Source organism: Nocardia sp. NPDC050630 (assembly GCF_044457245.1).
Lineage (GTDB): Bacteria > Actinomycetota > Actinomycetes > Mycobacteriales > Mycobacteriaceae > Nocardia.
Map to the genome: position 1 here is coordinate 1 of NZ_JBITGN010000035.1, position 25,744 is coordinate 25,744.

The following is a 25,744-nucleotide window of genomic DNA, read 5'->3' on the forward strand; positions in this document are numbered from 1 at the left end:
TTGTCTTTGCACTCGTCGATGGAGGCCTTGACCTCCTCGAAACGAGGATCGGAGAAAGAAAGAGACATCGACCCGGAGAAGTCCTCGATCGGCGAGAGCTCCTCGAGTACCTCCTCCAGACCGCCCGTTAGTCCGCCGTCGCCGCGAGCCGCGGCTTTTTCACGCCACGAGGGCGAGCCGATCAACCATGCAAATGAGTCGGTCTGTAGATCGAGAAGTCCGGGCACCTCCAAGGGTTCACGGATCTTCGCGAAAGACACCCGCAACGGGGCTCCGGGGATTCCGGCAACTGCCTTGGTCTGGGTGGAGACTGCCAAGATGCGTCCTTCCAGCACCTCACGCGCGTCGCGTGGTGGTCCGCGACCGTCGCTTGTCTGCTACGAATTCCGCTGGATACAACCCGCACGAAACCCGAACAGGCAACAACAGAAGTAACACCGGAAGGTGGAACTTACGTGTGCAAATTGAGGTATGGACAGGAGGCAGCCAGCGCAACGTCCAACCGTACACCCATACGCAAGGTGGTGTCAAAGTACCACCCGAACCAGCCGCCGCGTGGCGGCACGCCGTGACCGTTATGACCGTGTGCCATACCCGAATCGCTGGCTGCGCCGGGTAGCCACGGGGCCTATGAAGCCACTGTGACAGCTGCCGCTGTTGTGAATAGCGTGACGTGTCCGGCGAAACTCGTCAAGTGGCGGGAGCGACCCGGTGATCGACCAGATCCCCTGCCCCACTGGGCTTATGCCAGGTGAAATCACTGATCGACGATGGCCGCGGCCAGCCACTTGCCGTCGACCTTCTGCATTTTCAGCACGATCGGGCCGGACGCACTCTGCTGGGCGACACCGTTCTTGTTCGCGCTGACCACGAAGTTCACGAGCAACTCAGCCCGATCCTTGGTGAGCAACGTCACCCCGATCGGGTCGGGAAGGGCATCGGCGCTGGTCTGCGCCTGTTTCAGGGCGGCGAGATTGGTATCGGCGTACTTGTCGAAGTCCGCCAGCATCTGCCCGGTGACGACCCCGTGCACCGCGTCCTTGTAGCCGTCGAGCTTGTTCACGTCGTAGGCGTAGATGGTCTTCAACGCGTGGGAGGCGGCCGCGGTCACCTCTTCGGTGGCCTTGCTGTCCACATAGGCCTCGTTGGAATCGTCGATGCCAGGACGGAAGGCCGCGACGGTTGCGAACGCGCCGAGTAGCACGGCCACGACGAGCAGCCCCGCGACCACGCCCCACCCCGCGCGCGGACGCAGCCGCTGCGACCACGGCCGCGACGGTTCGGCAGACCGCGGAGCCGGCCGGACCGATTCCGCGGTACCGGCGACCTTCGCACGGCGCTTGGTGGTCGCTTCCTCGGCCGAGCGGGTGCCGCGACGTGCGGTAGCGGACCCGGTATTCGTCGCGGTACGGCCGACGGTGGGACGGTTACGGGGAGTGACCCGATTGACTGGTCGACGAGATGCCATGACGGGTTCTCCTACGATCCGGGCTTGGGCGTAGCGCCCTCGGACGGCGTCGCACCGGGCTGCCCGGCAGTCGGCTGATTCAGGGGGACGGGCTGACTCAATGGACTCGCCTTCTCCGCCTTCCACACCTCACCCTGCTCGACCAGGTCAAGGGCCCAGGTCTGACGGTAGGAGTACGGCGCGACATCCGGGGCGGTCCGGGTGGTCTGCAGCACGATGAGCGCGGAGGCGTGGTCGCGCTCGGAGTTCAGCGCGGTCAGCGAGGAGCCGATGACCTTGGATTCCAACCTGGTCTTGGCCTGTTTGGCCTGCTCGCGGAACTGATCCTGGGTCTTGGTGGCATCGTCGAGCAGCGATCCGGTCATCGACGACTGAATCAGCTTGATCGAACCGTCGACATCATTGGGATCCAGCGACATCAGATTGATCGCGGCCTGCCTGGCATCGGCGAGCGCGGTATCGCGGGCCTCGACGCGTGGACCGTCGGTGAAGAACGCCGCGCGCACCCAGCCGGTGCCGAACCAGAGCGCGGCGATCAACGCGACGACCAGCGCGGCCGCCGCGACCATGGTGACCGCGAGCCGTCCGCGGGGCGCGTCCGCGGCCGCCACCGTCGGGCGCACGGGATCCGATGCCGTCGCGTCATGCGCTGCGGCATCAGCTTCCGTGGAATCGGAGCCGGTCACCGCCGGCGTTTCCTTGGACATGTCGATGCTCACAGCGAGACACCCTAACTTCTATTACTGCGGGGTAGCCGCATAGGTCCTGCTCACCGCTTGGGCGTGACCCCCAACAGGGTGGCCATCTGCACGGCGATCGGGTTCAGATTCAGCTTCTCGGGATCGGTCTTGGGGTTGGAATCCCACGGCTGCACAATGCTCGGATCCGCCAGATCGGCGCGCAGTCCGCCGCGCACCGCGGTTGGATTACCGAAGGGCACAGTGCATTTCGCGTCCTTGTTGAACGGGAATTCGTCGCGGGTGTCGTCGAAGTCCGGATTCTCCCGCTTCATCTGGTCGAGGATGGCCTTGGTGCCCTCGTAGCCCTGGGTGCAGGCGGGCGGATTGTTCGTCTCGAGCACCAGACCGAAGTGGCTGGTGCCGTCGCCGGGCGCGGTGGACGATGCGCCGATCGACAACTGCGGCAGCATCTGCAGCAGCGGGCGCAGCGCGTAGAACTTCGGCGAGATGGACAGCAGCAGCTGACGCAGGTTGGTCAGATCCTCGGTGAGGGCGCCGCCGCTCTCGTTCAGCAGCGCGGTGATCTGCTCGCCCGCATCGGTGCCGGTGCCGATGAGACGCCGGATATCCGGATCGCTGGAGCGCAGCTGGGCGGTGAGTTCGTCGAGACCCTGGCTGAACTGCCGGATGTAACCCGACTGCTCGGCCTGAGTGCCCAGTGCGATGCGGCCGTCGCGGATCAGCTGGATCGTCTGCGGCAGGGTTTCGTTGAACGTCGCGGTGAACTTGTTCAACGAATCGATGAAGACCTTGAGGTCGTCGCCCTTGCCGTCGAATGCCTTGCCGAGTTCGGTAACAGTGGTGTGGAGCGCGGTGAGATCGACCGAGCGGGTGAAGGTGTCTACGCTCGTCACCAGCTGCTCAACCGAAATCGGTGTCGTCGCCGTTGGGATCACCGAACCGTCACGCAGATACGGGCCGTGGTCGGCATCGGGCTGGAGATCGACGTACTGCTCACCGATGGCCGAGCGATTGGCGATCACCGCCTTGGCCGAGTCCGGAACCTTCGGCGCGCTCGAATCGAGCACCAGGTCTATCGCCACACCCGAATCGGTCAGTTCGAGACTGCCGACCCGGCCGACCGGAACGCCGCGGTAGGTGACCTCGGCACCCTTGTAGATGCCGCCGGTCTGCTTGGCGTCGACCCTCACCTTGTATTCGCCGATGCCGACCATGTGCTCGAGCCGAACATATTTGGCGCCGACATAAACCACGCCGAGCACCGCGATCAAGGCGAACGCGATCAGCTGGTAGCGCACCAGACGGCTCATCGCTGACCACCTCCGATCTGGTCGAGAATCGCCCCGAGCGGATCGGTCGGCAGCTGCGGCAGGCCGGCCGGGAAGCGAGGAATATTGGGCGGCAGCGGCAGCAGCGATACCGTCGGCCAACCCGGGCGCGGACCATTGCCGCCGTAGTAGGGGTTGGTCGGATTCACCGGCACCTCGGGACCGTAGGGCGGCGGGATGTAGACCGGATCCCCCTTGCCGACACCGAGATTGCTCAGGGTGACACCGATCTGCTGATCCACCGAGAGCCAGGTGTTCACCTGGCCGCCGAAGGTGCCCTCCAGTGTCGAGTCCGGGAACGGATAGGTCGGCACCAGCGGCAGCGCGGTGATCAGATCCGGTGCGGCCTTACCGAGTTCCTGCAGGGTCGGACGCAGCGAGGTCAGATCCTTGATCAGATCGTCCTTCGAGTGGTTCAACACATCGAAACCGGCCTGCCCCACCCGATCCAACTGCTGCAGCAGCGAAATCAGTTGCGGCCGTTGCTCATCCAGGATCTTGATGCCTCGCGGCAGCTCATCGATGATGTGGCTGATCTGATCGGTCTGGGTACTCACCCGATTGCTCAGCGTGGCGAGTCCGTCGATGGCCTTGGTGATGTCGTCGACCTGCTCGTTCAGCCCGCCGATCAGGATATTGGCCTGATCCAGCAGCGAACGCACTCGCTCCTCGCGCCCGCCCAGGGTCTTGTTCAACTCCGTGACGATCGGCTGCAACTGTGCGACGCCACCACCGTTGAGCAGCAACGACAGCGCACCGAGCACCTGCTCGACCTCGGTCGCGTGCCGGGTGTGATCAGCCGGGATGACCGCACCATCGGCGAGCTTTTTGCTATCGGGTTCCTCGGCGGGCTTGGAAAGCTCGATGAACTTCTCACCGAGCAGATTCGACTGCCGCACCTCGGCCCGCGCATTGGCGGGCAGATCGACCGAGGAATTCACCAGCGCGCGCACGCTGGCGGTCCAGCCGTCCGGTGCCAGGGCGATCTTCTCGACGCGCCCGACCGGCACGCCCTCGACCTTGATCGCGGACTGCGGCACCAGATCGAGCACATCATCGAACCGGATGTCGATGGTCAATGGATGGTCGCCGACATCGGCGCCACCGGGCAGCGGCACCGCGTAGATACCCTCGGATGAGCACGACGCCACCAGGACCGTGCTCATGCCGACCACCAGCACGGCGCTGACCATTTCGAGCGACCTGCGAGCAGTCGCCGCGCTGACCCTTTCGAGCGACCTCCGTGCGGTCGCTACGGCGAGAGTACGTGCCGCGGAACGAATTCGCGTGTTCATCGCTGGCCACCTCCCTGCGAGGGCGGAAGTTGATCGGACGGGGTGCCGGGAACCGTGCCCGGCACCGGGTCACGCTGCTGGTTGTCATTGCTGAGGATGCCGAAGGGCAGGTTCAGCGTCGGCGTCTTCACACCGGCGGTGATCTGGTCGGTGATCTCCTTGCAGTGCTCCAGAATTGGGCGCATCTGCTTGCCGAGGGCCTCGAACTTCGGATCGCCCGGCATCAACTTGCTCAGATCCAGCATCTTGCACACCGCGCCGAACGGATCCTGCAGATCGGTGAGGTTGGCGCGCATATCGAGGGTGCCGGATTCGGCATTGTGGATATTGATCAGGTTGCTCAGCGCCAGCGGCAGCACCGGCAATGCCGCGGCCAGATCGTCGCGCTGCTTGGCCAGCGTCGCGGTGAGCGTGGTCAGGTCCTGGGCATTCTGCTGGACCAGATCCCGGTTCTCGTCGACGAATCGAGCGACATCACCGAGCGCGACCGAAAGCAGGTTCAACGCCGCACCGAGATCCTGGCGCTCCCCCGCGAGGAAGGTCGACAGATCCGCCAGCTGGGCATTGAATTGCCGCACCTGCTGGTCGTTCTGGGCCAGCATGGTGACGAAGGTCTGCAGATTCTTGACGGTGTCGAAGATATCGCCGCGGGCATCACCCAGGTACCGCGCCGCGCGCGAGAGCTGAGTGATGCTGTTGGCCAACGCCTCTCCGTTGCCCGTCAGATTCGCGGCCGAGGTGCGGACCAGTTGATTCACCGCACCTTGGGCGTTGGCGCCGTTGGGGCCCAACGCATCCGAGAGTTCGGTGATGCTCTTGTACAGCTGATCGACCTCGACCGGAGTGACCGTGCGATCGCGCGGGATGGTCGCGTTGCGTGCCATTTTCGGTCCGCTGGTGTAGGCCGGGGTCAGCTGAATGTAGCGGTCGGAGACGATCGATGGCGTGATCTGCGCGGCCTTGGCCTCGGCGGGCACGTCGAAGCTGCGATCGACGCTCATCACCACCTTGACCTGCTCGCCTTGCGGTTCAACCGAATCAACCTTGCCCACCGGCACACCGAGGATGCGCACATCCGAACCCTCGTATATGCCAACGGAGCGGTCGAAGTACGCGGTGATCTTGGTCGTGGTCATCCGGTCGAAAAGCCACCAGAGGGCACCGGCCAGGACCAGCGCCGCGATTACGCCGATCACGATGGTCGCCTTGGTGCCGCGACGCGAGGTGCGCAGCGCGGTGAGCGGCTCCTTACGAGGCCAGTTCACCCCCATGTCAGTTACCTCCCATGGTGCGCACCGGCGGACGGTCACCCGGAATCTCCGGCAGACCGGGCGGGAGCAGGTTCACGATCACCGCGTCGAACCAGCGACCGGTGCCGAGCACATTGGCGTAGAGGCCGTAGAACGGCGCCGCGAGTTCCAGCGTCTTGGAAATGTTCTGCTGGTTCTCGTTCAACAGATCGATGGCGGCGTCGAGGTTGGTCAATGCCGTACCCATCTGCTTTTCGTTATCGGCGACCAGCGCGCTCAGCTCGGCCGACACCGTCTTGGCACCGGTGAGCAGCTGCGCGATGGACTGCTGACGAATGTTCAACTCGGCCAACAATTGTCCGCCGTTGGCCAACAGGCGCTCGAGCTGCTGATTGCGGTCGGCGAGCACACCGGTGGTCTGCCTGGTCGCCGCGAACAGCTTCTTCAGTTCCTCATCGCGCTTGCCCAGGGTTTCCGAGAGCCGGGCGACACCGTCGATGGAGTTGCGGATCTCCGGCGGTGTGGTTTCGAACGCCTCCGAGAGCACCCGCATGCTGGTGGCCAGCTGCGCGGTGTCGATCCGATCGACTTGCTTGGCCGCATCGCTGAACGCGTCCACCACGTCGTACGGGGATACCGTGCGCGACAACGGAATCACCGTGCTCGGATCGGCGGGGTCGGAACCCTTCGGATCCAGGGCCAGATACTTCTGTCCGAGTACGGTCTTGATCTGAATGGAGGCGGTGGTCTCGTTGCCGATCCAGGCGTCCTGGGTGCGGAAGTCGACGAGCACTTTATTGCCGTCGAGCCGAACATCGGATACCGAACCGACCTTCACACCCGCGATGCGAACCTCATTGCCCTTCTTGAGGCCCGCCGCCTCGGAGAACTGCGCGGTGTACTTGGTGCCCGCGCCGATAATCGGCAACCTGTCCAGGAAGAACGCCGAGACTGTCACGAGCAGCACCATCGCGATGCCGAGCACACCCATGAACGCGGGGCTGCGCTTGCCGAGCAGGATCCGGTCGTCCATCAGTGACCACCCTTCCCCTGGCAGCGCGGCGCGGCATTGGTGTACAGCGGCTGGTTGACCGTCGGCAGCCCGGCCGGGAGATTGAGCTGCGGCGCATCGACCGCGCCCGGTCCGACCACGATGTCGATACCGCACAGATAGAACTGGAACCAGGAGCCGTAACTGCCGGCTCGGCCGAGCTTTTCCATCTTGATCGGCAAATTCGTCAGCGACGTATTCACTTCGTCCTTGCGCTCGTCGATGGTGCCGGTGAGCTGGCTGAGCCCGGCGATCGAGCCCTGCAGCGTCGGGCGGGTCGGCACCAGCAGATCCGCGGTGGCCGAGGCCAGATTGCCGAGCGAGGTGACCGAGCTGCCGATGGTGTCGCGTTCGGCGGCCAGTCCGCTGACCAACGCCTCGGTATTGACGATCAGCTGATCGAACTGACCTTCACGCTCATTGACCGCATTGAGTACGGCCGTCAGATTCCGCACCAGATCACCGATGACCGCGTCCTTGTCGGCGATCTTGTTCGTCAGGTTCGCGGTGGTCGCCACCAGATCATGGATGGTGCCCTGCTCACCCTGGAAGACCTGGATGATCTCGTAGGACAGCTTGTTCACGTCATCGGCGGTCAGCGTCTGGAACAGCGGCCGGAAACCGTTGAACAGGGTGGTCAGGTTCAGCGCGGGCCTGGTGTGCTCGAGCCCGATGGTCGCGCCCTTGTTGAGTTTGCGGCCCTGCTCCCCCGTGCCCTGTTCGAGCGCGATATAGCGCTGCCCGACCAGGTTGCGGTACTTGATGGTCGCCGTCGTGGAGGCGGGCAGCCAATCGCGGTCGGTCAGTTCGAATCCGACCTCGGCCTGGCGCTTGTCCACGATCTTGACGCTGGTGACCTTGCCGACCCGGACACCGGCGATGCGCACCTCGTCACCTTTATTGAGCGAGGTGACATCGGAGAAGCGCGCCTTGAACGCGGTGCCGCCGCCGGTGTAGTTGGCGATCGAGAGCCCGAGGATCGTCGTCGCCAACAGCGTGACGACGACGAAGATGATGAGCTTGGTCAGCGGCCCGCCGAGGCCGCGCATCGTGTCCTTCATCGCACGCTCACCTCGCTGCCACGGAATGCGGGTGCACCGATCCGGGTGACCCAGCTGGGCACCTGATCGGGCGAAACACCATTCGCCGCACCGTAGATCGCGCCGAGGGTCTGCTGTTCGGTCGGCGAACCGACGGTGGTCGGCACATTCGCGGCCGGGTACATGCCGAACTGCGGCGCCGACAGCTTTCCGCTGTCCTGGTCACCCGGATTGCGGCTCGGCACGGCGTAGGAACCGTCGTTGTTCGGTCCGCCGGTGTACTGACCGGGATCGGTGAAGACCGGGTATTCCGGCACACACCAAGGTCCGCGGGTGTCCAGCCACCGCGGCTCGTCCTGGTTGGGCAGGTACTTGCCGCGGGTGTTGGTCAGCTCGATGGTGACTCGCGAACCGGGACGCGGGGTGCCCATGCCCATGATCTGGTCGATGCGCGGCTTCATCTTGGCGAAGTTCGCCAGCGCACAGGCGTAGTTCGGCGAGTAGGTCGCCAGTTGTTCCAGCGCGGGCCGCGAATCGGCGGCCACATCGATGATGTTGTCGCGATTGGCGATCAGGAAGTCCGCGGTGGTGGCCGCGGTCGGGTTCAGCGTGGCCAGCAGGGTGTCGATCTGCGGGCGGCGCTGCACGATGGTCGCGTTGGTGGTGCGCAGGTTGTTGAACGCGTCGACCAGCTGCGGCAGCGCGTCGGAATAGGTGGCGGCCACATCGGCGAAGCTCACCAGATCCTGCTTCAGATCCGGCATGACTCCGTTGACCCCGCGGAAGATGTGATCCAACTTCTCCACCGACTCACCGAGCGCCACGCCTTGCCCCGACAGCGCTTGGGACAGTGCGCCGAGCGTCGAGGCGAGATCCTGCGGCGGAATCGCCTGCAGCAGCGGCAGTACATCGTCGAGCAGCTTGCTGATCTCGATGGCATTACCGCTGATGTCCTGATGCAGGGTTACACCCTCGGTCAGATGCTGCTTACTCGGCTCGTCCGGGATGACCAGATCCACATACCGCTCGCCGAACAGCGTTTTCGGCAGCAGCCGGGCCGTCGCATTGACCGGAATCTGGTCGGCCTTACCGGGATCGATCGCGAGGTCGAGGGTCACCTTGCCGCCCTCGGACCGGCTGGATCTGACCTCGCCGACATTGACGCCGCGCACTTTGACATCGGCATTGCGGGTCAACGCATTTCCCACACTGTCGGTGATCAATTGGACCTTTACGGTGTCGACGAACGCCTTGTTGTAGATCGCGACCGTTGTGACCAGGAATAGTGCGCAGACCACGAAGAATGCGACACCGAGCAGCCGGACACGCAATTTCTCGGTCGCGCGCCACATCTGCACGCTATTACTCATGACGGCACCTCACTGCCGCTAGGCATTTCGATGACGCGGGCGCTCATCCGGCAACCCGAACTGTCGTCGTGGTGCCCCAGATTGCGAGGCTCAAGAAGAAATCGAGCACATTCACGAGCACGATCGCCGCGCGCACCGCGCGACCCACCGCGACGCCGACACCGGCCGGTCCGCCGGTGGCATTGAAGCCGTAATAGCAATGCACCATGATGATTACGAATGCGAACACCAACACTTTGACGAATGAATACAAGACGTCTTCTGGTGGCAGGAAGAGACTGAAATAGTGGTCATAGGAACCACTGGATTGTCCGTTGAACCAGATGCTGATCATTCGCGACGCCAGGAATGTGCCGAGCAGCCCGACGATGTAGAGCGGGATGACCGCGAGGAAGCCCGCGATCACGCGGGTGGTGACCAGGAACGGAACACCCGGCACCGCCATCACCTCGAGCGCGTCGATCTCCTCGGAGATCCGCATCGCGCCGAGCTGGGCGGTGAAACCACAGCCCACCGTTGCCGATAGCGCGAGCGCGGCGACCAGCGGCGCAATCTCACGGGTATTGATATAGGCGGTGAGGAAGCCGGTCAGCACCGAACTGCCGAGCGCATCCAGGGCCTTGAAGCCCTGCAGGCCGACGACGACGCCGACCGAGCCGGACATGAACACGATGACGCCGATGGTGCCGCCGATGACGGCGAGCGCACCACTGCCGAAGGTCACCTCGGCAAGCAGCCGCATGACCTCCTTGCGGTAATGCAACGCGGTGCGCGGAATCCAGGCGATGGCCTTGGAATAGAACGCCATCTGATCGCCCGCGCGATCGATGACATTAACGGGCACACGTGCGATCTCACGGGCCCGGCGGGCGGATTTCGCCAACACCGGGGGACGGTACGAGGTGGCCACGGGTCAGGCGCCCTTGGCGGGGACGACCTGCAAATACACCAAGGTCAGGATCAAGTTCACAAAGAACAGAACCATGAAGGTGATAACCACGGATTGGTTCACCGCGTCTCCGACTCCTTTCGGGCCCCCTTTGGGATGCAACCCCTTGTACGCGGCGATCACGCCTGCGAGCAGACCGAATACCAAGGCCTTTATCTCGCCGATCCACAGGTCCGGCAGCTGGGCCAGTGCGGAGAACGAAGCGAGGTAGGCGCCGGGCGTACCGCCCTGCAGCCCGACATTGAAGAAATAGCCGCCGGCGATGCCGACCACCGACACCAGACCGTTGAGCAGCAGCGCGACCAGCATCATGCCGAGCACGCGCGGCACGACCAGCCGCTGCACCGGGTCGATGCCGAGCACCTCCATCGCGTCGATCTCCTCACGGATGCTGCGCGCGCCGAGGTCGGCGGCTACCGCCGAGCCGGCCGCGCCCGCGATGATCAACGCGGTGACAACGGGAGCGGCCTGCTGGACGGTAGCCAGCACGCTGGTTGCGCCGGTAAAAGACTCGGCACCTAGTTGTTTGATCAAAGAGCCGGTCTGCAGCGCGACAACCGCACCGAACGGGATGGCGACCAGTGCGCTGGGCAAGATCGAGACACTCGCGATGAACCACGACTGCTCGACGAATTCGCGCAACTGGAAAGGCCGTTTGAACGTCTTGCGCATAACGTCGATGAGCAGCGCAAAGATGTTGCCGGCCTGGCCAAACCCCGACTCTACTGGAGTCCGCAATCGCGCCAGGGTGGAATTCACGATCGCAGATGTTACCCGTTAGTTGTGTTGTGGCGCACGGTAGTGTCGAACGACCCGCCCTGGTATCCGCCCAGGTCCCCATTCTGGTACGCCATCACCTGCGTGTCGTCGCTCTCCGCAAGTGACTCACGGATAGCCACCTGAGCCGCGTGCGGCAGGGTGTGCATGATTTCGCGGACGCGCGCCTGACGGCGAATCACGGCCTGGCGCACCGGCATACCGGGAGTCGCCCGCATCTGCGGGATGATGCCCTCGACCTCCTCGGCGCCACCGTGGTGGTGTCCGGCGTCGACGAGGGCCTGCTCGCGCGCCATCTGCGCCTCGTCCTTCTCCTCCGACATACCGATCGGACCGATCATCCGACCGTTGAGGAACTGCTTGACCACCGGCTCCTCCGAAGTCAACAAGACCTCGCGCGGACCGAACATCACCAGCGAGCGACGGAACAACATGCCGATGTTGTCGGGCACCGTACGGGCCAGGTTGATGTTGTGGGTCACGATCAGGATCGTCGCGTCGATCTGAGCGTTGATGTCGATCAGCAACTGCGACAGGTACGAGGTACGGACCGGGTCCAGACCGGAGTCGGGCTCGTCGACCAGGATGATCTGCGGGTCCAACACCAGCGCCCGCGCCAGACCGGCACGCTTGCGCATACCACCGGAGATCTCACCGGGAAGCTTGCCCTCCGCACCGAGCAGACCGGTCAGCTCGAGCTTCTCCATCACGATCTTCTTGATATCGGACTCGGACTTCTTGGTGTGCTCACGCAACGGGAACGCGACATTGTCGAACAGATTCATCGACCCGAACAGCGCACCGTCCTGGAACAGCACACCGAACAGCTTGCGGATTTCGTAGAGCTCCTTATTGGAGCAGGTAGTGATATCGGTGCCGTCGATGAAGATCGAACCGCGCTCCGGACGCAGCAAACCGATCAGCGACTTCAGAAAGACGGATTTACCGGTACCCGAGGGGCCGAGCAGCGCGCTGACCTCACCCGAAGGCAGCGTCAGTGAGACATCCTGCCAAATTCGCTGTGAACCGAAGGACTTGGTAACACCCTCGGTCCTGACCTCGACGCCCACGCCAACCTCCACAAATTCTCAGCGAGCCACCCACCGGCGAACCGCGCTATTCGGTATCACGGTGTGTCGCGTCACAGTGGGTGCGGTCACTGTATCCCATGAGCATGACGCGGCACACCCTAACCTGACCGAAGAGTAACCCCGGATCACTCGCAATATTCGCATTACCGTCGCACGCGTCGCGGTAATGCAAACGGGCGGCCCCCAATGGGGACCGCCCGTTCAGCGAGTAACTCGCGAATTACTTGACCGAGACCTTGGCGCCGGCCTCTTCCAGCTTCGCCTTGGCAGCCTCGGCGGCCTCCTTGGCGACCTTCTCCAGGATCGGCTTCGGGGCGCTCTCGACGAGGTCCTTGGCTTCCTTCAGGCCCAGGCCCGAGACGATCTCGCGGACCACCTTGATGACCTGGATCTTCTTGTCGCCGGCACCCTCGAGGATGACGTCGAACTCGTCCTGCTCCTCGACGGCCTCGGCCGGAGCGGCAGCGCCACCGACGGCGGCGACGGCGACCGGAGCAGCCGCGGTGACCTCGAACTTCTCCTCGAACTTCTTGACGAAGTCCGACAGCTCGAGCAGGGTCATGTTGCCGAAGGTCTCGAGCAGTTCGTCAACGTTGGCCATTGTTGTTTCCTTTCGGTAGTTGATTGTCTATGTGGGCGAGCCGCACGCGATCCACCCGCACGGGGTGTTACTCGGCGGCAGCTCCGCCTTCTTCGGCCTGCTTCTTCTCCTGCAGCGCGGCAGCCAGGCGGGCCACCTGCGAAGCGGGAGCGTTGAACAGACCGGCGGCCTTCGCCAGGTTGCCCTTCATCGCGCCGGCCAGCTTGGCCAGCAGCACCTCGCGGGACTCCAGGTCGGCGATCTTCTCGACCTCGGCAACGGACAGCGCAGCGCCGTCCATGTACCCGCCCTTGATGATGAGCGCCTTGTTCTCCTTGGCGAAGGTCTTGATGGCCTTCGCCGCGTCGACCGGCTCGCCCTTGATGAAGGCGATGGCGGTCGGTCCGACGAACAAGTCGTCCAAGCCAACGACGCCCGCTTCCGCGGCCGCCCGCTTGACCAGGGTGTTCTTGGCGACGGAGTAGGTAGCGCCTTCGCCGAGCGCGCGACGCAGATCGGTGAGCTTACCGACCGACAGACCACGGTATTCCGTGATGACGGTGGCCGACGAGCTCTTGAACTGCTCCGTGATCTCCTCGACCGCGGTGACCTTCTCGGGTTTTGCCATACTTCGCCTCCTCTCTGGATGTCGGTTCGTATTCGAACTGCCGAGTACCAGGGGCCGGCGATAAAGCAAACGCCCCGAACGCAGAGCGTTCCGGGGCGCGATAGGTGATCGACCCAGGCCTGACCCAGGTCAATTCCCAGCCTCGGTCCTCCCTGCGTGGGCCGCCGGCTCGATGCCGGACCTTCGACCACACCCGAATGGGCGCAGCGACCAACGGTCTTCGGTAGAACGGATTGGGTAGTCATCGAACTCGTCGATTACTTCGGTCCAGCGTAGCCGAACCCACCCTCATCTGCCAAAACGGCGCTTCCCAGGCTCCCCGGAGCTTTCGCCGGTCGCGCGTGCCGGCCGGACGAACGTCGCGGACCTGCGACAATGCAGGCGTCGGGTTTTGGTGCGGCCGGCGAGGTACCCATGCATCGCGGAATCCGCCAGTGCCTCCATAACTTCGGCGACGTGTCGCCAATCACAATCGATGACAGTTGTGGCGGATATCGCCGCAATAAAGTGTTACCGAGAGTGACAGTTACTGTTTGACTACTGAACTATGGCAACCTCCATAGTCGATCCACCGGTGCTGTTGGAACGACGCACCAGGCGCTTCCTCGCTCTCGCCGTCATTTGTCTGGCAGAGCTGCTGGTCGTCCTCGACAACACCATCGTGAATGTGGCCCTACCCTCCATCGGAGTGGAGTTGGCCACTAGCGTCAGTGGCCTGCAATGGGTCGTCGATGCGTACACCCTGACATTCGCCGGATTGTTGCTGTCCTTCGGCAATCTCGGCGACCGCTACGGACGCCGCCGCGTCATGATGATCGGCCTGGTCGGTGTGGCCCTCATGTCGATCGGCGGGGCGCTATCGGAATCCATGAGCAGTGTCATCCTCGCCCGCGCTGCCATGGGTATCTTCGCCGCGGCCGTCTTCCCGGCGACGCTGGCGCTGATCATCAATATCTTCACCGATAAACGCGAGCGCGCACTGGCCATCGCCGCCTGGACTGCCATGGCCGGCTTCGCCATTGCGATCGGCCCGATTTCGGGCGGCTGGCTGCTGGAACATTTTTCCTGGCATTCGGTCTTCTGGATCAATGTGCCAGTGGCGCTGCTCACCATGGCCGCCACCCTGATCTGGGTGCCCGAATCGCGATCCGCCCAGGTGGGGCGGCTCGATCCGACTGGCATCGGATTGTCGGTCATCGGCATCACGGCGCTGGTGTGGGCCATTATCGAAGCGCCGCGCTACGGCTGGCTGTCCACCACCACGCTCGGTGTCGGTGCACTCGGGATGGCACTGCTCGCGGTCTTCATTGCGTGGGAATTGCGTACCAGTGCACCGATTCTCGATATGCGGCTGTTCCGCAATCGCCGATTCTCCATGCCAGCCTTGGCGATTGCGGTCGGCTACTTCTCGATGTTCGGATTCCTGTTCCTCATTACTCAGTACTTCCAAGGGGTGCGCGAGTACACGCCGCTCGAATTCGGCATCGCCTCACTGCCGTTCGCGTTCTCGGTGGCGATCGGTGCACCGATCGCGACGCTCATGGCGACCCGCATCGGCACCACGCCGGTGATCGTATTCGGGCTGTTGCTCACCGGGGTCGGGCTGTATCTCGGTGGGCAGGTGACGGTGGACAGCAGCTATGTCATCGGTGTGCTGCCGTCCATGGTTTCGATGGCGTTGGGCCTGGCCATCGTGCAGGGCCCGGCGACCGAATCGATCATGGGTTCGCTACCGCTGAACGAAGCTGGCGCGGGATCCGCGGTCAACGACACCACCCGCGAGATCGGCGGCACCCTCGGCGTCGCGGTCCTCGGCTCGATCGTGGCCTCCTACTACACAACTCGCGTCTCGTCGCTGATCGACCGGGTGCCCGCCGGGATGATGAACTCCGACCAGCGCAGTCTGGTGAAGGCCAGTCCGCTCAGCGTGCTGGAGGTCCGCAAACGAGAAATCGCACCATTCTTCGAGGTCCAGCGCGAAAACCTGATCACCGCAATGAAGACGGCAGCACTGCAGGGTTCCCATGCCGCATCGCTGGTCGCCGCGGGCGCGGTCGTGGTGTGTGCGCTGATCGTCGCCGTCTTCCTACCGTGGGATGTGCAGGAAGGCGAATCGGTGCTACTCGGTTGGCGCAAATCCGCAGAGCCCAAGGAAGACTGACCACGAGGCGAGACGAATGGTGGCTCGGTCCCGGACCGAACGCCACCATTCGACTCCCTTGGACGGGTGGTCAGGCGAGGGTGGTCTGGTGGACCAGGCGGGCGAGGGCTTTCAGTGCCCCGGTGCGGAATTCGGGGGTGGTGACCAGGCCGTTGGTGTCGACGGCATCGCGGGCTACCGGGAGTCGGGCACAGGTGCCCGGATCGACGATGGCACCGACGTAGCCGAGCACCGTGGTCAAGGTGGTAGCCGCGCCTTCGCCGCGGCCTTGGGCAGCGACATTGAGGAAGGCAGTCGGCTTTTCGTAGAGATCGGCGGTGCCGACGGTCCAGTCGAGCAGGTTCTTGAAGCTGCCGGGGAGGGTGCCCGCGTATTCGGGAGTGCAGAGCAGGACCGCATCGGCGCGCGAAATATGTTCGTGCAGTGCGACAACCGACGGATGACCGGTACCGTCGTCATCCGGACTGAAGGCGGGAAGTTCGGCGAGACCTTCGTACCAGAAGGTCTCGACACCCTCCGGCGCGATCGCCGCGACTGTGCGCAGTGCGGCGGTATTGGTCGAAGCACTACGTGTGCTTCCGGAGATGAGCAGTACGGCGGTCACCTCTTGGCCAACCGTCGCCGCGCGGGAATTAGTCCGGTGCGCGATACGTCCGCAGCACCGCACCGCGAGCGCCCATATGCCGCCCCAGGAAACCTGCCGAAATGTGCAAAGGGCGGGAACGCGATTCGCGTTCCCGCCCTTGCGGTAAAACTCAGCTTCCTGCGGATAACGCTCAGCTTCCGAAGAGCTGGGCTACCGAAGAGCCGGGGTGCTACTTACGCATCCTCGTCGAGGAGGTTGCGGGTGCGGTTCGGGTCCACCGGGATGCCCGGTCCGGTGTTCGTCGAGACCGTCACCTTCTTGACGTAGCGGCCCTTGGCGGTCGACGGCTTGGCACGCAGGATCTCGTCCAGCGCGGCACCGTAGTTCTCCACCAGCTTGGCATCGTCGAAGGACGCCTTGCCGATGACGAAGTGCAGGTTGGCCTGCTTGTCGACGCGGAAGTTGATCTTGCCGCCCTTGATGTCGTTGACGGCCTTGGTCACATCATTGGTGACCGTGCCCGTCTTCGGGTTCGGCATCAGGCCGCGCGGGCCGAGGACGCGCGCGATCCGACCGACCTTGGCCATCTGGTCCGGGGTGGCGATCGCGGCGTCGAAGTCCAGCCAGCCGCCCTGGATCCGCTCGATCAGATCCTCGGCACCGACGGCGTCCGCACCGGCGGCCTCGGCCTCGGCGGCCTTCTCACCGGCCGCGAACACGATGACGCGGGCGGTCTTACCGGTGCCGTGCGGCAGGTTGACCGTGCCGCGGACCATCTGGTCGGCCTTACGGGGATCCACACCGAGACGAACGGCGACCTCGACGGTCGCGTCGGTCTTGGTGGTAGCGGTCTCCTTCGCCAGACGCGCGGCGGCCAGCGGGGAGTAGAGCTGAGTGCGATCGACCTTCTCGGCCGCGGCGAGATACGCCTTGCTTCGTTTTGCCATGATTGTCTGTCCTTAATGTGGTTCAGAAGTGGTTATCGGGTCTGGCCGACCCTCCCACCGGGATTGCGAGTGCGAAACTCACGCCTCGACGGTGATGCCCATCGAACGCGCGGTACCCGCGATGATCTTGGCCGCCTGGTCGATGTCCTTGGCGTTCAGATCTTCCTGCTTGGTCTTGGCGATCTCCCGGACCTGGTCCATGGTGACCTTCGCGACCTTGGTCTTGTGCGGCTCGGCCGAGCCCTTCTGCACACCGGCGGCCTTGAGCAGCAGCTTGGCGGCGGGCGGGGTCTTCAGCTTGAAGTCGAAGGACCGGTCCTCGTACACCGAGATCTCGACCGGAATGACGTTGCCACGCTGCGACTCGGTCGCGGCGTTGTACGCCTTGCAGAACTCCATGATGTTGACGCCGTGCTGACCGAGGGCGGGGCCGACCGGAGGGGCCGGGTTCGCCTGGCCGGCCTGGATCTGAAGCTTGATGATCCCGGCGAGCTTCTTCTTCTTGGGGGGCATCTTTCTTTCCTAGGGTTTTGGTGTCCTTGCTCTTTGCAAGCCTGGTGAATCAACCCGTCCGCCGGGCCGATTCATCCCGTGATCCCAGCCGGAGCCGAAACCACGGAACTAGATCTTCGCGACCTGGGTGAACGCCAGCTCGACCGGAGTCTCGCGACCGAAGATCGACACGAGCACCTTGAGCTTCTGCTGCTCGGCATTGACCTCGGAAATGCTGGCGGGCAGCGTCGCGAACGGTCCGTCCATCACGGTCACCGACTCGCCGACCTCGAAGTCGACCTCGATGACCGGCTTCGGCGCGATATCGGTGGCGGCGGCAGTCGCGGCGGCGGCCTCGGCAGCGGGCTTCTTCTGCTGCTGCGCGGCGGGAACCAGGAACTTCACCACATCGTCGATGGAAAGCGGCGACGGCCGCGAGGTGGCACCGACGAAACCGGTGACACCGGGGGTATTGCGCACCGCGCCCCACGACTCGTCGTTGAGCTCCATCCGGACCAGGATGTAACCGGGCAGCACCTTGCGGTTGACGTGCTTGCGCTGGCCGTTCTTGATCTCGGTGACCTCTTCGGTCGGCACCTCGACCTGGAAGATGTAATCCTCGAGGTCCAGGTTCTGCACGCGGGTTTCGAGGTTGGCCTTCACCTTGTTCTCGTAACCGGCGTACGAGTGAATCACGTACCAATCGCCGGGGGCGCGTCGCAGCGCTGCCTTCATTTCGGCGACCGGATCGGCGGGCTCGGCATCGACAGGAGCGGCCTCGACAACTTCGGCGTCAGCGGCGTCGGATTCGTCGACAGCAGCTTCCTCGACGGCAGCGGACTCCTCGACGGTCTGCACCGCGTCGTCGACCGGGAACTCGTCGGTTGTGTCGTTCTCCGGGGTGCTCACTGGGGCACTCGCTTCCTGTGTCGTCACGTACATCCTTTGCGTACCGGGCCTGGCGCGCTGTAACGCGCCGCCCCGGGATGGCTACCGGCGTCGGCGGCGATCAGCTAGCCGAACAGCCAGTTGACACCCTTGATGAACGCCAGATCCAACCCGCTGATGAAAGCGACCATGAAGATCACGAACACCAGAACAACGCTCGTATAGGTGACCATCTGCTTCCGGTTGGGCCAGATCACCTTGCGCAGTTCCGCGACTACTTCGCGCAGGAACTTGATCAAACGCTTGAACGGGTTACCCGTCTTCTTGCGTTCGGCCCGATCGGTCTTCTTGGCTGCCTTGGCCGATGTGGGCCGATCGATCGTGGCGACCGAGCCTGAATCGGCATTGCGACTGCGCCGCGCGGACCGCTTACCGCTCGGCCGAGCCACGGCGGCGGTGTCGTCGTCCTCGGCATGCGCGCCGTGGCGAGTATCCCGCTCGTCGACCACGTCGATCCTTTCGTCGCTGGCATCCAGGGCAGGGGCGACAGGACTTGAACCTGCAACCTGCGGTTTTGGAGACCGCTGCTCTGCCAATTGAGCTACGCCCCTTCGGTTGAACGATCCAGCTGTCCAACCACTGTTCGGTATTCAGTTGTCGTTCTTCTATCCGGTGTCACACAACACGCGCGCCACTCCGGCAGTTGCCGGCCCCGTCGGTGAATCCTCGCGGACTCACCTGGAACCAGCCCTTGCAGAGCAGCGCGCAGCGGCTGGTGACCCCAGAAATCTGAGTGTACGTTACCGCCTGCGGCATATGCCAATCAGGGTCGCTCGACCAGGTCAGGCCAGTTGGACCGTCGCGGTGGCGCGTCCGAAGATCTTCTTGCCCGCCGACTTCGCCACGATGGCGACGACCGCGGCCCGGGTCTCCGGATCCACCGACTTCACCTTACCCGTGAACTCGACCTCCGCAGGCTCCTCGGAGCCGACGTAAACCGGACTGGTGAAGCGGACGTTGTACTCCTTGACCGCACCGGGATCGCCGAGCCAGGAAGTGACGAATCCCCCGCCGAGGCCCATGGTGAGCATGCCGTGCGCGACCACATTGTCCAGCCCGACCAGTTTGACGACCTCGTCACTCCAGTGGATCGGATTCGCATCGCCGGAGACACCGGCGTAGTTCACCAGATCACCGCGGGTGAGCGGGACGATGCGCGGGGGCAGCTCGTCGCCGACGGCAACGTCCTCGAACTTGATCGCATGCTTGCTCGGCGCGATCGCTGGCACCGTGGGCACGGTTGCCACGGGCGCGGCCGGGGTGCGCGGAGGGTAACTGGGGGCCTCATCGCCGATGCCGTGCATGAGCACATTGCGGACCGCGCCCTGCAGGTTCGGATCGATATCGCCGCCGCTGCGCCCGATCAGCGTGGTGTAGGTGGTGAGTACCACCTCGTCGTTCTGCGCGGTGACGATGTTCTTGGTGACGATGATGTCACCGCCGAAGGCCTGCCGGAACGAGTGTAGGTAGACATCGCAGACCAGCTGGTCGCCGACCTTGATGGGCCGGTGGAATTCCAGGATCTGATCGGTCTGCATGATCTGGCTCAGGTCGTAGCCCGTGACGATCTGCTCGAAGAGTTTGCTCTGAGCCAGAATTCCGACCAGGGAGATGAAGGTGGGCGGGGCGAGCAGGTCGTCGTAGCCGTACTCCTGCGCCGCGTCCTTGTCCCAGTGCACGGGGTGATAATCCTGCACGGCACGGGCATATTCACGCACCTTCTCACGGCCGACCTCGTAGTAGTCGTCGACGCGGTAGTGATGACCGACCATCGCCGCGGCATGCGCCGCGGGATCGAGTTCTTCGTCCATTGCGACCGCTTCGTCTGTACCGGTGTTGATTGTCACGGGAGGACTGTACCTATCTGACCCCGAGGCCCCGGAGTCGACGGAGCGTTCAACCACCGCACTCGAGTCGTGAAACACGTCAGGGCCGGACATATGTCCGGCCCTCGCAAGTGTCACGACCCGATAATCCGGGAAGAACCCGGAAGCCAATCAACGCGGCAGCGGCACGCGTGTGGACTAGCGGGATTCGCGGTGCGCCCGGTGGGTACCGCAGTTCGGGCAGAACTTCTTCAGCTCCAGCCGGTCCGGGTCGTTGCGCCGGTTCTTCTTGGTGATGTAGTTGCGGTGCTTGCACTGCTCGCAGGCCAAGGTGATCTTTGGCCGGACATCGGTGGACTTCGCGGCCACGATATTCCTTCTTTCGGGTCAACCAGATGGTCTGATCGGTCTTTGGTAGCGATGGCCGGACTTGAACCGGCGACACAACGATTATGAGTCGTTTGCTCTACCGACTGAGCTACACCGCCACGGGGTCGCATTGCTGGTGATGCCGCGCCCGGCCCCACAGAGTGGGGGTTGTAGCGATGCCGAGTCGGTCACCACCGGCAATCCGGCGAGCCCCCTAACGGAATCGAACCGTTGACCTTTTCCTTACCATGGAAACGCTCTGCCGACTGAGCTAAGGGGGCATGACTAGCTCCGCACCGTGACCTACGCTCAGGACTCCGGCGCGGCGAAGTCTTGAACGAGGTTACACACTCATCGGTCGCACCTCCAAACCGGGTGGTCAGAGCGGTTTTTGCGGCCACACACGGCGGGCCACCACAACGCCTACCGGTAATTGACGAACTGCAGCGCGATACCGAAGTCCTCACCTTTGAGCAGTGCGATCACCGCCTGCAGATCGTCGCGCTTCTTACTGGAAACGCGCAGTTCATCGCCCTGGATCTGCGCCTTTACCCCCTTGGGGCCCTCGTCGCGGATCTTCTTGGAAATTTTCTTGGCGTGCTCGGTGTCGATGCCCTGTACCAGCGTGCCGGTGATTTTGTAGGTCTTGCCGGAGGCCGCGGGTTCACCGGCATCGAAGGCCTTGAGCGAGATATCGCGGCGGATCAGCTTTTCTTTGAATACCTCGAGCGCCGCCTTGACCCGCTCCTCCGCCTCGGCGCTGAGCACGATCTTGTCCTCACCGGACCATTCGATACTCGCGCCCGTGCCACGGAAGTCGTAGCGGGTGTTCAGCTCCTTCTCCGCCTGATGCAGCGCGTTGTCGACCTCCTGACGGTCGACCTTGCTGACAACATCGAAAGACGAATCGGCCACACTTCGCTCCTGTCCTGACGGTCCAACGGGGTCTGCTGACCCTTTCGAGCGACCTGCAAGCAGTCGCTGGCGACCGGTTTCCGGTCACCGTCAGTTCTACCCCGGAGCCTGACCGTAGTCCCGTCGCAGGGCCGATGGCCAGCCGGTTTGCATTCTGGGTGCGGGTTCGTTGTAAGCTGCACTGCGCGCCGAGAAGCGCGACGGCAGGTTGCCCGAGCGGCCAATGGGAGCAGACTGTAAATCTGTCGGTGAAAGCCTACGTAGGTTCGAATCCTACACCTGCCACCGAAAACCCCCGCCGATCATCTCGATCGGCGGGGGTTTCTCTTTGTGCGCGCATTTACCGCTGCCGAAGTGTGGCCGGGTCGGTCGCATTCAGGGTCGCGACGAGTTCGTCCTCTTCGTAGCTGAAATGGGTTTCCAATTCGTTCGCGAGACGGTCGAATTCGGTACGCAAACGAACTGGGTCGGCACTGTTCAGCAACAGTTGAAGTTCGGTGAGTGCCGTGGCGACCACACCGTGCTCACGCTGCAGGCGCTCGATCACCGGAGCCAATTCGGGATGCTGGCGAACAAGCGCCGGAAAGACACCGTCCTCATTGGTGTGATGCTCATGCAGCGCACCACAGAATGCGACACAGTGGCTGCGCAGATCCGTAGGCAGGCCCAGCGTTTCACTCGAGTCATCCAGCCGTTCGAATTGCGTGCGAACCGTCGCGAGATCGCGCCGCAATTGCTCATGCACGGTCCGCAGATGGTCACCGATGGCGGCTGCGCGTGGAACGGCCTGCTGCGGGGCCACATCCCCTGAGCCCACGATCGCGGCGGAAACGCCCGCCACAGCGGCCGCGGCGACGGCCGCACCGGCGATCACGCCGCGGCGGCCGATCGCGGACCGCTGTTCCCGGGACAGCGCGATCACCGGTATGACTCTCGAGGTTCCCGCTTGATATGCGGCAAACGCCGGATCACGCTCGGCCTGCGCGGCGTAGCGCTGATCGCGCTCGGCACCCGCCAGCACGGTTGCGGTCGCCCGAAAAGTCTCGACGCCGGCGGCTTCGCCGACTTCCACGGTGACGGCCGAATTCCGCTGCACGTTGTAGAACCACGCCGGATGGGTGTCGGCGCCGCCGTTCGAGCCGAAGACCAGTAGACGATCGCCGTCTCGGTAATAGACGAGCGGCGTCGTGTGCACGCGTCCACTTTTCGCGCCGACCGTGGTCAGCAGAATGAGCGGCACACCCTCGAACATCGCGCCGACCGCCCCCGCGTTGGCGCGGAACTCCTCGATGATCGCCGCATTGAAATCCGCCGCCGGAGTCGGCTGTGCATCTGTCATGTCCTGCGCCCTTCCGGATCGCCGGGCGGACCGGCGACCGCTGGTACTAGCCTTGCGAGAGCGGTTTGATTTTGCTTTGTAAGCAAAATCATTTTGTAACCAAAGGCTATTTGGAGGTGTGCGGGATGTCAACGGGTGCGCGTGGCATCGGGGTGGACGAGGGCATTCGGAGTCTGCTGCTGCTCATGCCTCGGGTAGTGGGAAGGGCCAAGAAGATGCGCGTTCCCGAAGAGCTGCAATCGTTTTCGCTCGCGCCACGCCATCTGTCACTGCTGGCGAATCTGGTGTTCGATGGGCCGATGACGGTGAATGAGCTGGCCGCGCGACTGGAAGTCGCGCCGACGACAGTGAGTCTGATGGTTGGCGATCTGAGCCGTCAGGGAGTGCTGGAGCGGCGCTCGGATGCCGCGGATCGCCGTCGCACCATCGTCGCGATCGCGGCGGCGCACGAGAAGTCGGTCAACGCGTGGCTCGGGGGCAGTGCGCGGGCGTGGCGGAAAGTGCTCGAGCCGTTGAATGCCGAGCAACGACAGATGTTCGTGGAGACGCTACGGGCCTACGAACAGCAACTCGCGGTCGAACATGACTGAGCGCGCTGGGAGTCGGGCCAGCGATCAGTAGTTGCGGGGCCCGCCCGCCATCTCTTCGAGGCGGGCGATGCGATCGGCCATCGGCGGATGGGTGGAGAACAGCCGTGCCGCACGCTCACCGGCCCGGAACGGGTTGGCGATCATCAGATGCGACTGGGCCGTCAGCTGCGGCTCAGGGGGCAGCGGGGCAGCCTGTACCCCGCGTTCCAGCTTGCGTAGCGCCGAGGCAAGGGCGAGCGGGTCACCGGTCAGCTCGGCCCCTGATTGGTCGGCTTGATATTCGCGAGAGCGGGAGACAGCCAATTTGACCAGGGTCGCGGCGATCGGGCCGAGCAGCGTCACCAGGATCATGCCGACGATATTGGGGCCATCGCCATTGCGGTTGCCACCGAACATCGAGGCGAAAAAGGCCAGGTTGGCCAGACCGGAGATGACCGCGGCCAGTGCGCCCGCGATCGAGGAGATCAGAATGTCGCGGTTGTAGACGTGCGATAGCTCGTGGCCGAGTACGGCGCGTAGTTCGCGCTCGTCGAGGATCTGCAGGATGCCGCTGGTGCAACAGACCGCGGCGTGTCGCGGATTGCGTCCGGTCGCGAAGGCGTTGGGGGCGTTGGTCGGACTGATATAGAGCTGAGGCATCGGCTGACGCGCGGTGGTCGCGAGTTCGCGCACGATGCGGTAGATGACCGGCGCCTCCAGCTCGCTGACCGGCTGCGCGTGCATGGCCTTCAGCGCGATCCTGTCGCTGTAGAAATAGGCGTAGGCATTCATACCGACCGCGATCAGGATCGCGAAGAAGAGAATCATCGGGCTGCGGAACATCGCCCCCGCGAACACGATCAAGGCCGAGAGGCCGACCATGAGCCCGAACGTCTTCAGCCCATTCGCATACCCGTGCATGTCCGCCTCTCCGCGTATTCAGGCCATACAAGGCATTACACCAGGTCAACGCAGAGAGCCGAGCGAAGGTTCCTGATCGAAATGTGAGCTCCGCGCCAACTAGCCGACGCGTTCGATGGTGTAGCGGACCAGGCGCTCCAGCGCGTCATTGGCCGGGCCCGATGGCAACGCGGAGAGTTCGGCGTGCGCGATATCGGCGTAGCTCTGCAGCTTGTCCTTGGCCAGCACCATGCCACGGGAGTGGGCGAGCAGCGACAGCGCCTCCTCGACCTCGTCGTCGGTCTGCAGCGGATGGGCGAGCAATTTGCGCAGGCGGTCGCCTTCGGCGCCCTCATCGCGCAGCGCGTACAGCACCGGCAGGGTGTGCACGCCCTCACGCAGGTCGGTGCCCGGCGTCTTACCGGATTGTTCGGCGGCCGAGGAAATATCGATGATGTCGTCGGAGATCTGGAAGGCGGTGCCGACCGCATCGCCGAGGCGGGCCAGCCGCTCGACGTGTTCGGCATCCGCGCCGGAGAATGTGCCGCCGAAACGCCCGGCGGCGGCGATGAGCGAACCGGTCTTCTCCCAGACCACGCGCAGGTAATGCTCGACCGGATCCTGGGATTCGCGCGCGCCCATGGTTTCCCGCATCTGACCGGTGACCAGCTCGGCGAAGGTTTCGGCGATGATCCGGACCGCATCGGGACCCAAAGTCGAGGTGAGCCGTGACGCGTGCGCGAACAGGTAGTCACCGGCGAGGATGGCGATGCTGTTGCCCCAGCGTGAATTCACGCTCGCCGCGCCGCGACGCATGGGGGCCTCGTCCATGACGTCGTCGTGGTAGAGGGTCGCCAGGTGCACCAGCTCCACCACGGTGCCCGCCGTGATCAGCGCCGGATCGGTGGGGCGCGGACCGAGCTGGCCGGTGAGGATGGTGAACAGCGGCCGGAATCGCTTACCTCCGGCCTTGGCCAGATGCAGCGCCGCCTCCTGTAGGAACAGCTCGCCGTCGGACAGCTCGTCGATCAGGAGCTTTTCGACATCGATGAGGCCGTTGCGCACGGTCTGTGCGAGCTCGGTATCACCGAGATCGACTCCGGCCACCACCGTGCTCTCATCACTCACAGCCGATGTGCTCATCTCTTCTCCCAGCGATGCGTC

Annotated in this window: 27 protein-coding genes and 4 tRNA genes; 3 read left to right on the forward strand and 28 right to left on the reverse strand. The window is 63.9% G+C overall.

The window, feature by feature from the left end:
- From ACIBG0_RS39725 to rplJ, 14 genes are all read right to left on the reverse strand, one after another.
- Positions 1 to 335, reverse strand: a 335-nt coding sequence (locus ACIBG0_RS39725) for a hypothetical protein (RefSeq protein ID WP_397040397.1), incomplete at its 3' end; no start/stop codon positions are given.
- 422 nt (positions 336 to 757) lie between these two features.
- Positions 758 to 1,468, reverse strand: a complete 711-nt coding sequence (locus tag ACIBG0_RS39730; protein ID WP_397040399.1) for a hypothetical protein — start codon at positions 1,466 to 1,468, stop codon at positions 758 to 760.
- A gap of 11 nt (positions 1,469 to 1,479) precedes the next feature.
- On the reverse strand, positions 1,480 to 2,187 hold the full coding sequence (locus ACIBG0_RS39735) for a hypothetical protein (RefSeq protein ID WP_397040401.1): 708 nt from the start codon (positions 2,185 to 2,187) through the stop codon (positions 1,480 to 1,482).
- 50 nt (positions 2,188 to 2,237) lie between these two features.
- On the reverse strand, positions 2,238 to 3,479 hold the full coding sequence (locus ACIBG0_RS39740; protein ID WP_397040403.1) for an MCE family protein: 1,242 nt from the start codon (positions 3,477 to 3,479) through the stop codon (positions 2,238 to 2,240).
- Positions 3,476 to 4,690: an MCE family protein gene (locus tag ACIBG0_RS39745; protein ID WP_397040452.1), complete on the reverse strand. Its 1,215-nt coding sequence runs from the start codon at positions 4,688 to 4,690 to the stop codon at positions 3,476 to 3,478. Before ACIBG0_RS39745 ends, ACIBG0_RS39740 begins: the two co-directional genes overlap by 4 nt.
- Positions 4,691 to 4,788: 98 nt before the next feature.
- Complete coding sequence (locus tag ACIBG0_RS39750) at positions 4,789 to 6,063, reverse strand: MCE family protein (RefSeq protein WP_397040405.1); 1,275 nt, start codon at positions 6,061 to 6,063, stop codon at positions 4,789 to 4,791.
- Position 6,064: 1 nt separating this feature from the next.
- Positions 6,065 to 7,075: an MCE family protein gene (locus ACIBG0_RS39755; RefSeq protein ID WP_397040407.1), complete on the reverse strand. Its 1,011-nt coding sequence runs from the start codon at positions 7,073 to 7,075 to the stop codon at positions 6,065 to 6,067.
- Entirely contained in the window at positions 7,075 to 8,142 is a 1,068-nt protein-coding gene (locus ACIBG0_RS39760; RefSeq protein ID WP_397040454.1) for an MCE family protein, read from the reverse strand. The genes ACIBG0_RS39755 and ACIBG0_RS39760 overlap by 1 nt, the downstream gene beginning before the upstream one ends.
- A gap of 8 nt (positions 8,143 to 8,150) precedes the next feature.
- Positions 8,151 to 9,503: an MCE family protein gene (locus tag ACIBG0_RS39765; RefSeq protein ID WP_397040409.1), complete on the reverse strand. Its 1,353-nt coding sequence runs from the start codon at positions 9,501 to 9,503 to the stop codon at positions 8,151 to 8,153.
- A 43-nt stretch (positions 9,504 to 9,546) separates the two neighbouring features.
- On the reverse strand, positions 9,547 to 10,311 hold the full coding sequence (locus tag ACIBG0_RS39770) for an ABC transporter permease (RefSeq protein WP_397040455.1): 765 nt from the start codon (positions 10,309 to 10,311) through the stop codon (positions 9,547 to 9,549).
- 105 nt (positions 10,312 to 10,416) lie between these two features.
- Positions 10,417 to 11,124, reverse strand: a complete 708-nt coding sequence (locus ACIBG0_RS39775) for an MlaE family ABC transporter permease (RefSeq protein ID WP_397040457.1) — start codon at positions 11,122 to 11,124, stop codon at positions 10,417 to 10,419.
- A 98-nt stretch (positions 11,125 to 11,222) separates the two neighbouring features.
- The gene (locus ACIBG0_RS39780) at positions 11,223 to 12,299 is read right to left on the reverse strand and encodes an ABC transporter ATP-binding protein (RefSeq protein ID WP_174555213.1); all 1,077 of its coding nucleotides are present in this window, start codon (positions 12,297 to 12,299) and stop codon (positions 11,223 to 11,225) included.
- 241 nt (positions 12,300 to 12,540) lie between these two features.
- Entirely contained in the window at positions 12,541 to 12,921 is a 381-nt protein-coding gene (gene rplL, locus ACIBG0_RS39785) for a 50S ribosomal protein L7/L12 (protein WP_397040412.1), read from the reverse strand.
- A gap of 67 nt (positions 12,922 to 12,988) precedes the next feature.
- On the reverse strand, positions 12,989 to 13,528 hold the full coding sequence (gene rplJ, locus ACIBG0_RS39790) for a 50S ribosomal protein L10 (protein ID WP_040696007.1): 540 nt from the start codon (positions 13,526 to 13,528) through the stop codon (positions 12,989 to 12,991).
- A 547-nt stretch (positions 13,529 to 14,075) separates the two neighbouring features.
- Between rplJ and ACIBG0_RS39795 the strand changes: the two genes are divergently transcribed.
- A complete protein-coding gene (locus tag ACIBG0_RS39795) occupies positions 14,076 to 15,689 on the forward strand; it encodes an MFS transporter (RefSeq protein ID WP_397040414.1) in 1,614 nt (537 codons plus the stop codon).
- 70 nt (positions 15,690 to 15,759) lie between these two features.
- Here the strand turns inward: ACIBG0_RS39795 and ACIBG0_RS39800 are convergent, their stop codons facing one another.
- The 11 genes from ACIBG0_RS39800 to ACIBG0_RS39850 form a co-directional block, all read right to left on the reverse strand.
- On the reverse strand, positions 15,760 to 16,293 hold the full coding sequence (locus ACIBG0_RS39800; protein ID WP_397040416.1) for an NADPH-dependent FMN reductase: 534 nt from the start codon (positions 16,291 to 16,293) through the stop codon (positions 15,760 to 15,762).
- Between the two features lie 215 nt (positions 16,294 to 16,508).
- The gene (gene rplA / locus ACIBG0_RS39805; RefSeq protein ID WP_354960268.1) at positions 16,509 to 17,222 is read right to left on the reverse strand and encodes a 50S ribosomal protein L1; all 714 of its coding nucleotides are present in this window, start codon (positions 17,220 to 17,222) and stop codon (positions 16,509 to 16,511) included.
- 78 nt (positions 17,223 to 17,300) lie between these two features.
- Positions 17,301 to 17,735 carry a 50S ribosomal protein L11 gene (gene rplK, locus ACIBG0_RS39810; protein WP_062983809.1) on the reverse strand — a complete coding sequence of 145 codons (435 nt, stop codon included), beginning with the start codon at positions 17,733 to 17,735 and terminating at the stop codon, positions 17,301 to 17,303.
- A gap of 108 nt (positions 17,736 to 17,843) precedes the next feature.
- On the reverse strand, positions 17,844 to 18,623 hold the full coding sequence (nusG, locus tag ACIBG0_RS39815; protein ID WP_397040460.1) for a transcription termination/antitermination protein NusG: 780 nt from the start codon (positions 18,621 to 18,623) through the stop codon (positions 17,844 to 17,846).
- A gap of 104 nt (positions 18,624 to 18,727) precedes the next feature.
- Positions 18,728 to 19,111 (reverse strand): preprotein translocase subunit SecE, encoded by a 384-nt coding sequence (secE, locus tag ACIBG0_RS39820; RefSeq protein ID WP_397040417.1) that lies wholly within the window; start codon positions 19,109 to 19,111, stop codon positions 18,728 to 18,730.
- A gap of 29 nt (positions 19,112 to 19,140) precedes the next feature.
- Positions 19,141 to 19,213 (reverse strand) — tRNA-Trp (locus ACIBG0_RS39825).
- A gap of 231 nt (positions 19,214 to 19,444) precedes the next feature.
- Complete coding sequence (locus ACIBG0_RS39830; protein ID WP_397040461.1) at positions 19,445 to 20,503, reverse strand: fused (3R)-hydroxyacyl-ACP dehydratase subunits HadA/HadB; 1,059 nt, start codon at positions 20,501 to 20,503, stop codon at positions 19,445 to 19,447.
- A gap of 183 nt (positions 20,504 to 20,686) precedes the next feature.
- The gene (gene rpmG, locus ACIBG0_RS39835; RefSeq protein ID WP_011211653.1) at positions 20,687 to 20,857 is read right to left on the reverse strand and encodes a 50S ribosomal protein L33; all 171 of its coding nucleotides are present in this window, start codon (positions 20,855 to 20,857) and stop codon (positions 20,687 to 20,689) included.
- A gap of 43 nt (positions 20,858 to 20,900) precedes the next feature.
- Positions 20,901 to 20,976: transfer RNA gene (locus ACIBG0_RS39840), tRNA-Met, on the reverse strand.
- A gap of 89 nt (positions 20,977 to 21,065) precedes the next feature.
- A tRNA-Thr gene (locus ACIBG0_RS39845) sits at positions 21,066 to 21,138 on the reverse strand.
- Positions 21,139 to 21,280: 142 nt separating this feature from the next.
- Positions 21,281 to 21,772 carry a YajQ family cyclic di-GMP-binding protein gene (locus ACIBG0_RS39850; RefSeq protein ID WP_062983802.1) on the reverse strand — a complete coding sequence of 164 codons (492 nt, stop codon included), beginning with the start codon at positions 21,770 to 21,772 and terminating at the stop codon, positions 21,281 to 21,283.
- Between the two features lie 202 nt (positions 21,773 to 21,974).
- Here ACIBG0_RS39850 and ACIBG0_RS39855 point away from each other — a divergent pair.
- Positions 21,975 to 22,057 (forward strand) — tRNA-Tyr (locus ACIBG0_RS39855).
- 55 nt (positions 22,058 to 22,112) lie between these two features.
- Here ACIBG0_RS39855 and ACIBG0_RS39860 read toward each other — a convergent pair.
- On the reverse strand, positions 22,113 to 23,111 hold the full coding sequence (locus ACIBG0_RS39860; protein ID WP_397040420.1) for a nitroreductase/quinone reductase family protein: 999 nt from the start codon (positions 23,109 to 23,111) through the stop codon (positions 22,113 to 22,115).
- A 125-nt stretch (positions 23,112 to 23,236) separates the two neighbouring features.
- On the opposite strand from ACIBG0_RS39860, the gene ACIBG0_RS39865 reads away from it, so the two are divergent.
- On the forward strand, positions 23,237 to 23,701 hold the full coding sequence (locus ACIBG0_RS39865; RefSeq protein ID WP_397040422.1) for a MarR family transcriptional regulator: 465 nt from the start codon (positions 23,237 to 23,239) through the stop codon (positions 23,699 to 23,701).
- 24 nt (positions 23,702 to 23,725) lie between these two features.
- Here ACIBG0_RS39865 and htpX read toward each other — a convergent pair whose 3' ends face one another.
- Both htpX and ACIBG0_RS39875 read right to left on the reverse strand, forming a co-directional pair.
- Positions 23,726 to 24,601: a zinc metalloprotease HtpX gene (gene htpX / locus ACIBG0_RS39870; protein ID WP_397040424.1), complete on the reverse strand. Its 876-nt coding sequence runs from the start codon at positions 24,599 to 24,601 to the stop codon at positions 23,726 to 23,728.
- Between the two features lie 99 nt (positions 24,602 to 24,700).
- A complete protein-coding gene (locus ACIBG0_RS39875; protein WP_397040426.1) occupies positions 24,701 to 25,723 on the reverse strand; it encodes a polyprenyl synthetase family protein in 1,023 nt (340 codons plus the stop codon).
- Positions 25,724 to 25,744 lie beyond the last annotated feature (21 nt).

Coding starts and splice junctions, on each gene's coding strand:
- ACIBG0_RS39730 (WP_397040399.1), bottom strand. CDS start 1,468: ATGGCATCTCGTCGACCAGTCAATCGGGTCACTCCCCGTAACCGTCCC.
- ACIBG0_RS39740 (WP_397040403.1), bottom strand. CDS start 3,479: ATGAGCCGTCTGGTGCGCTACCAGCTGATCGCGTTCGCCTTGATCGCG.
- ACIBG0_RS39745 (WP_397040452.1), bottom strand. CDS start 4,690: ATGGTCAGCGCCGTGCTGGTGGTCGGCATGAGCACGGTCCTGGTGGCG.
- ACIBG0_RS39750 (WP_397040405.1), bottom strand. CDS start 6,063: ATGGGGGTGAACTGGCCTCGTAAGGAGCCGCTCACCGCGCTGCGCACC.
- ACIBG0_RS39755 (WP_397040407.1), bottom strand. CDS start 7,075: ATGGACGACCGGATCCTGCTCGGCAAGCGCAGCCCCGCGTTCATGGGT.
- ACIBG0_RS39760 (WP_397040454.1), bottom strand. CDS start 8,142: ATGCGCGGCCTCGGCGGGCCGCTGACCAAGCTCATCATCTTCGTCGTC.
- ACIBG0_RS39765 (WP_397040409.1), bottom strand. CDS start 9,503: ATGAGTAATAGCGTGCAGATGTGGCGCGCGACCGAGAAATTGCGTGTC.
- ACIBG0_RS39770 (WP_397040455.1), bottom strand. CDS start 10,311: ATGGCGTTCTATTCCAAGGCCATCGCCTGGATTCCGCGCACCGCGTTG.
- ACIBG0_RS39775 (WP_397040457.1), bottom strand. CDS start 11,124: ATGCGCAAGACGTTCAAACGGCCTTTCCAGTTGCGCGAATTCGTCGAG.
- rplL (WP_397040412.1), bottom strand. CDS start 12,921: ATGGCCAACGTTGACGAACTGCTCGAGACCTTCGGCAACATGACCCTG.
- rplJ (WP_040696007.1), bottom strand. CDS start 13,528: ATGGCAAAACCCGAGAAGGTCACCGCGGTCGAGGAGATCACGGAGCAG.
- ACIBG0_RS39795 (WP_397040414.1), top strand. CDS start 14,076: ATGGCAACCTCCATAGTCGATCCACCGGTGCTGTTGGAACGACGCACC.
- rplA (WP_354960268.1), bottom strand. CDS start 17,222: ATGGCAAAACGAAGCAAGGCGTATCTCGCCGCGGCCGAGAAGGTCGAT.
- rplK (WP_062983809.1), bottom strand. CDS start 17,735: ATGCCCCCCAAGAAGAAGAAGCTCGCCGGGATCATCAAGCTTCAGATC.
- ACIBG0_RS39860 (WP_397040420.1), bottom strand. CDS start 23,111: ATGACAGATGCACAGCCGACTCCGGCGGCGGATTTCAATGCGGCGATC.
- ACIBG0_RS39865 (WP_397040422.1), top strand. CDS start 23,237: ATGTCAACGGGTGCGCGTGGCATCGGGGTGGACGAGGGCATTCGGAGT.
- htpX (WP_397040424.1), bottom strand. CDS start 24,601: ATGCACGGGTATGCGAATGGGCTGAAGACGTTCGGGCTCATGGTCGGC.
- ACIBG0_RS39875 (WP_397040426.1), bottom strand. CDS start 25,723: ATGAGCACATCGGCTGTGAGTGATGAGAGCACGGTGGTGGCCGGAGTC.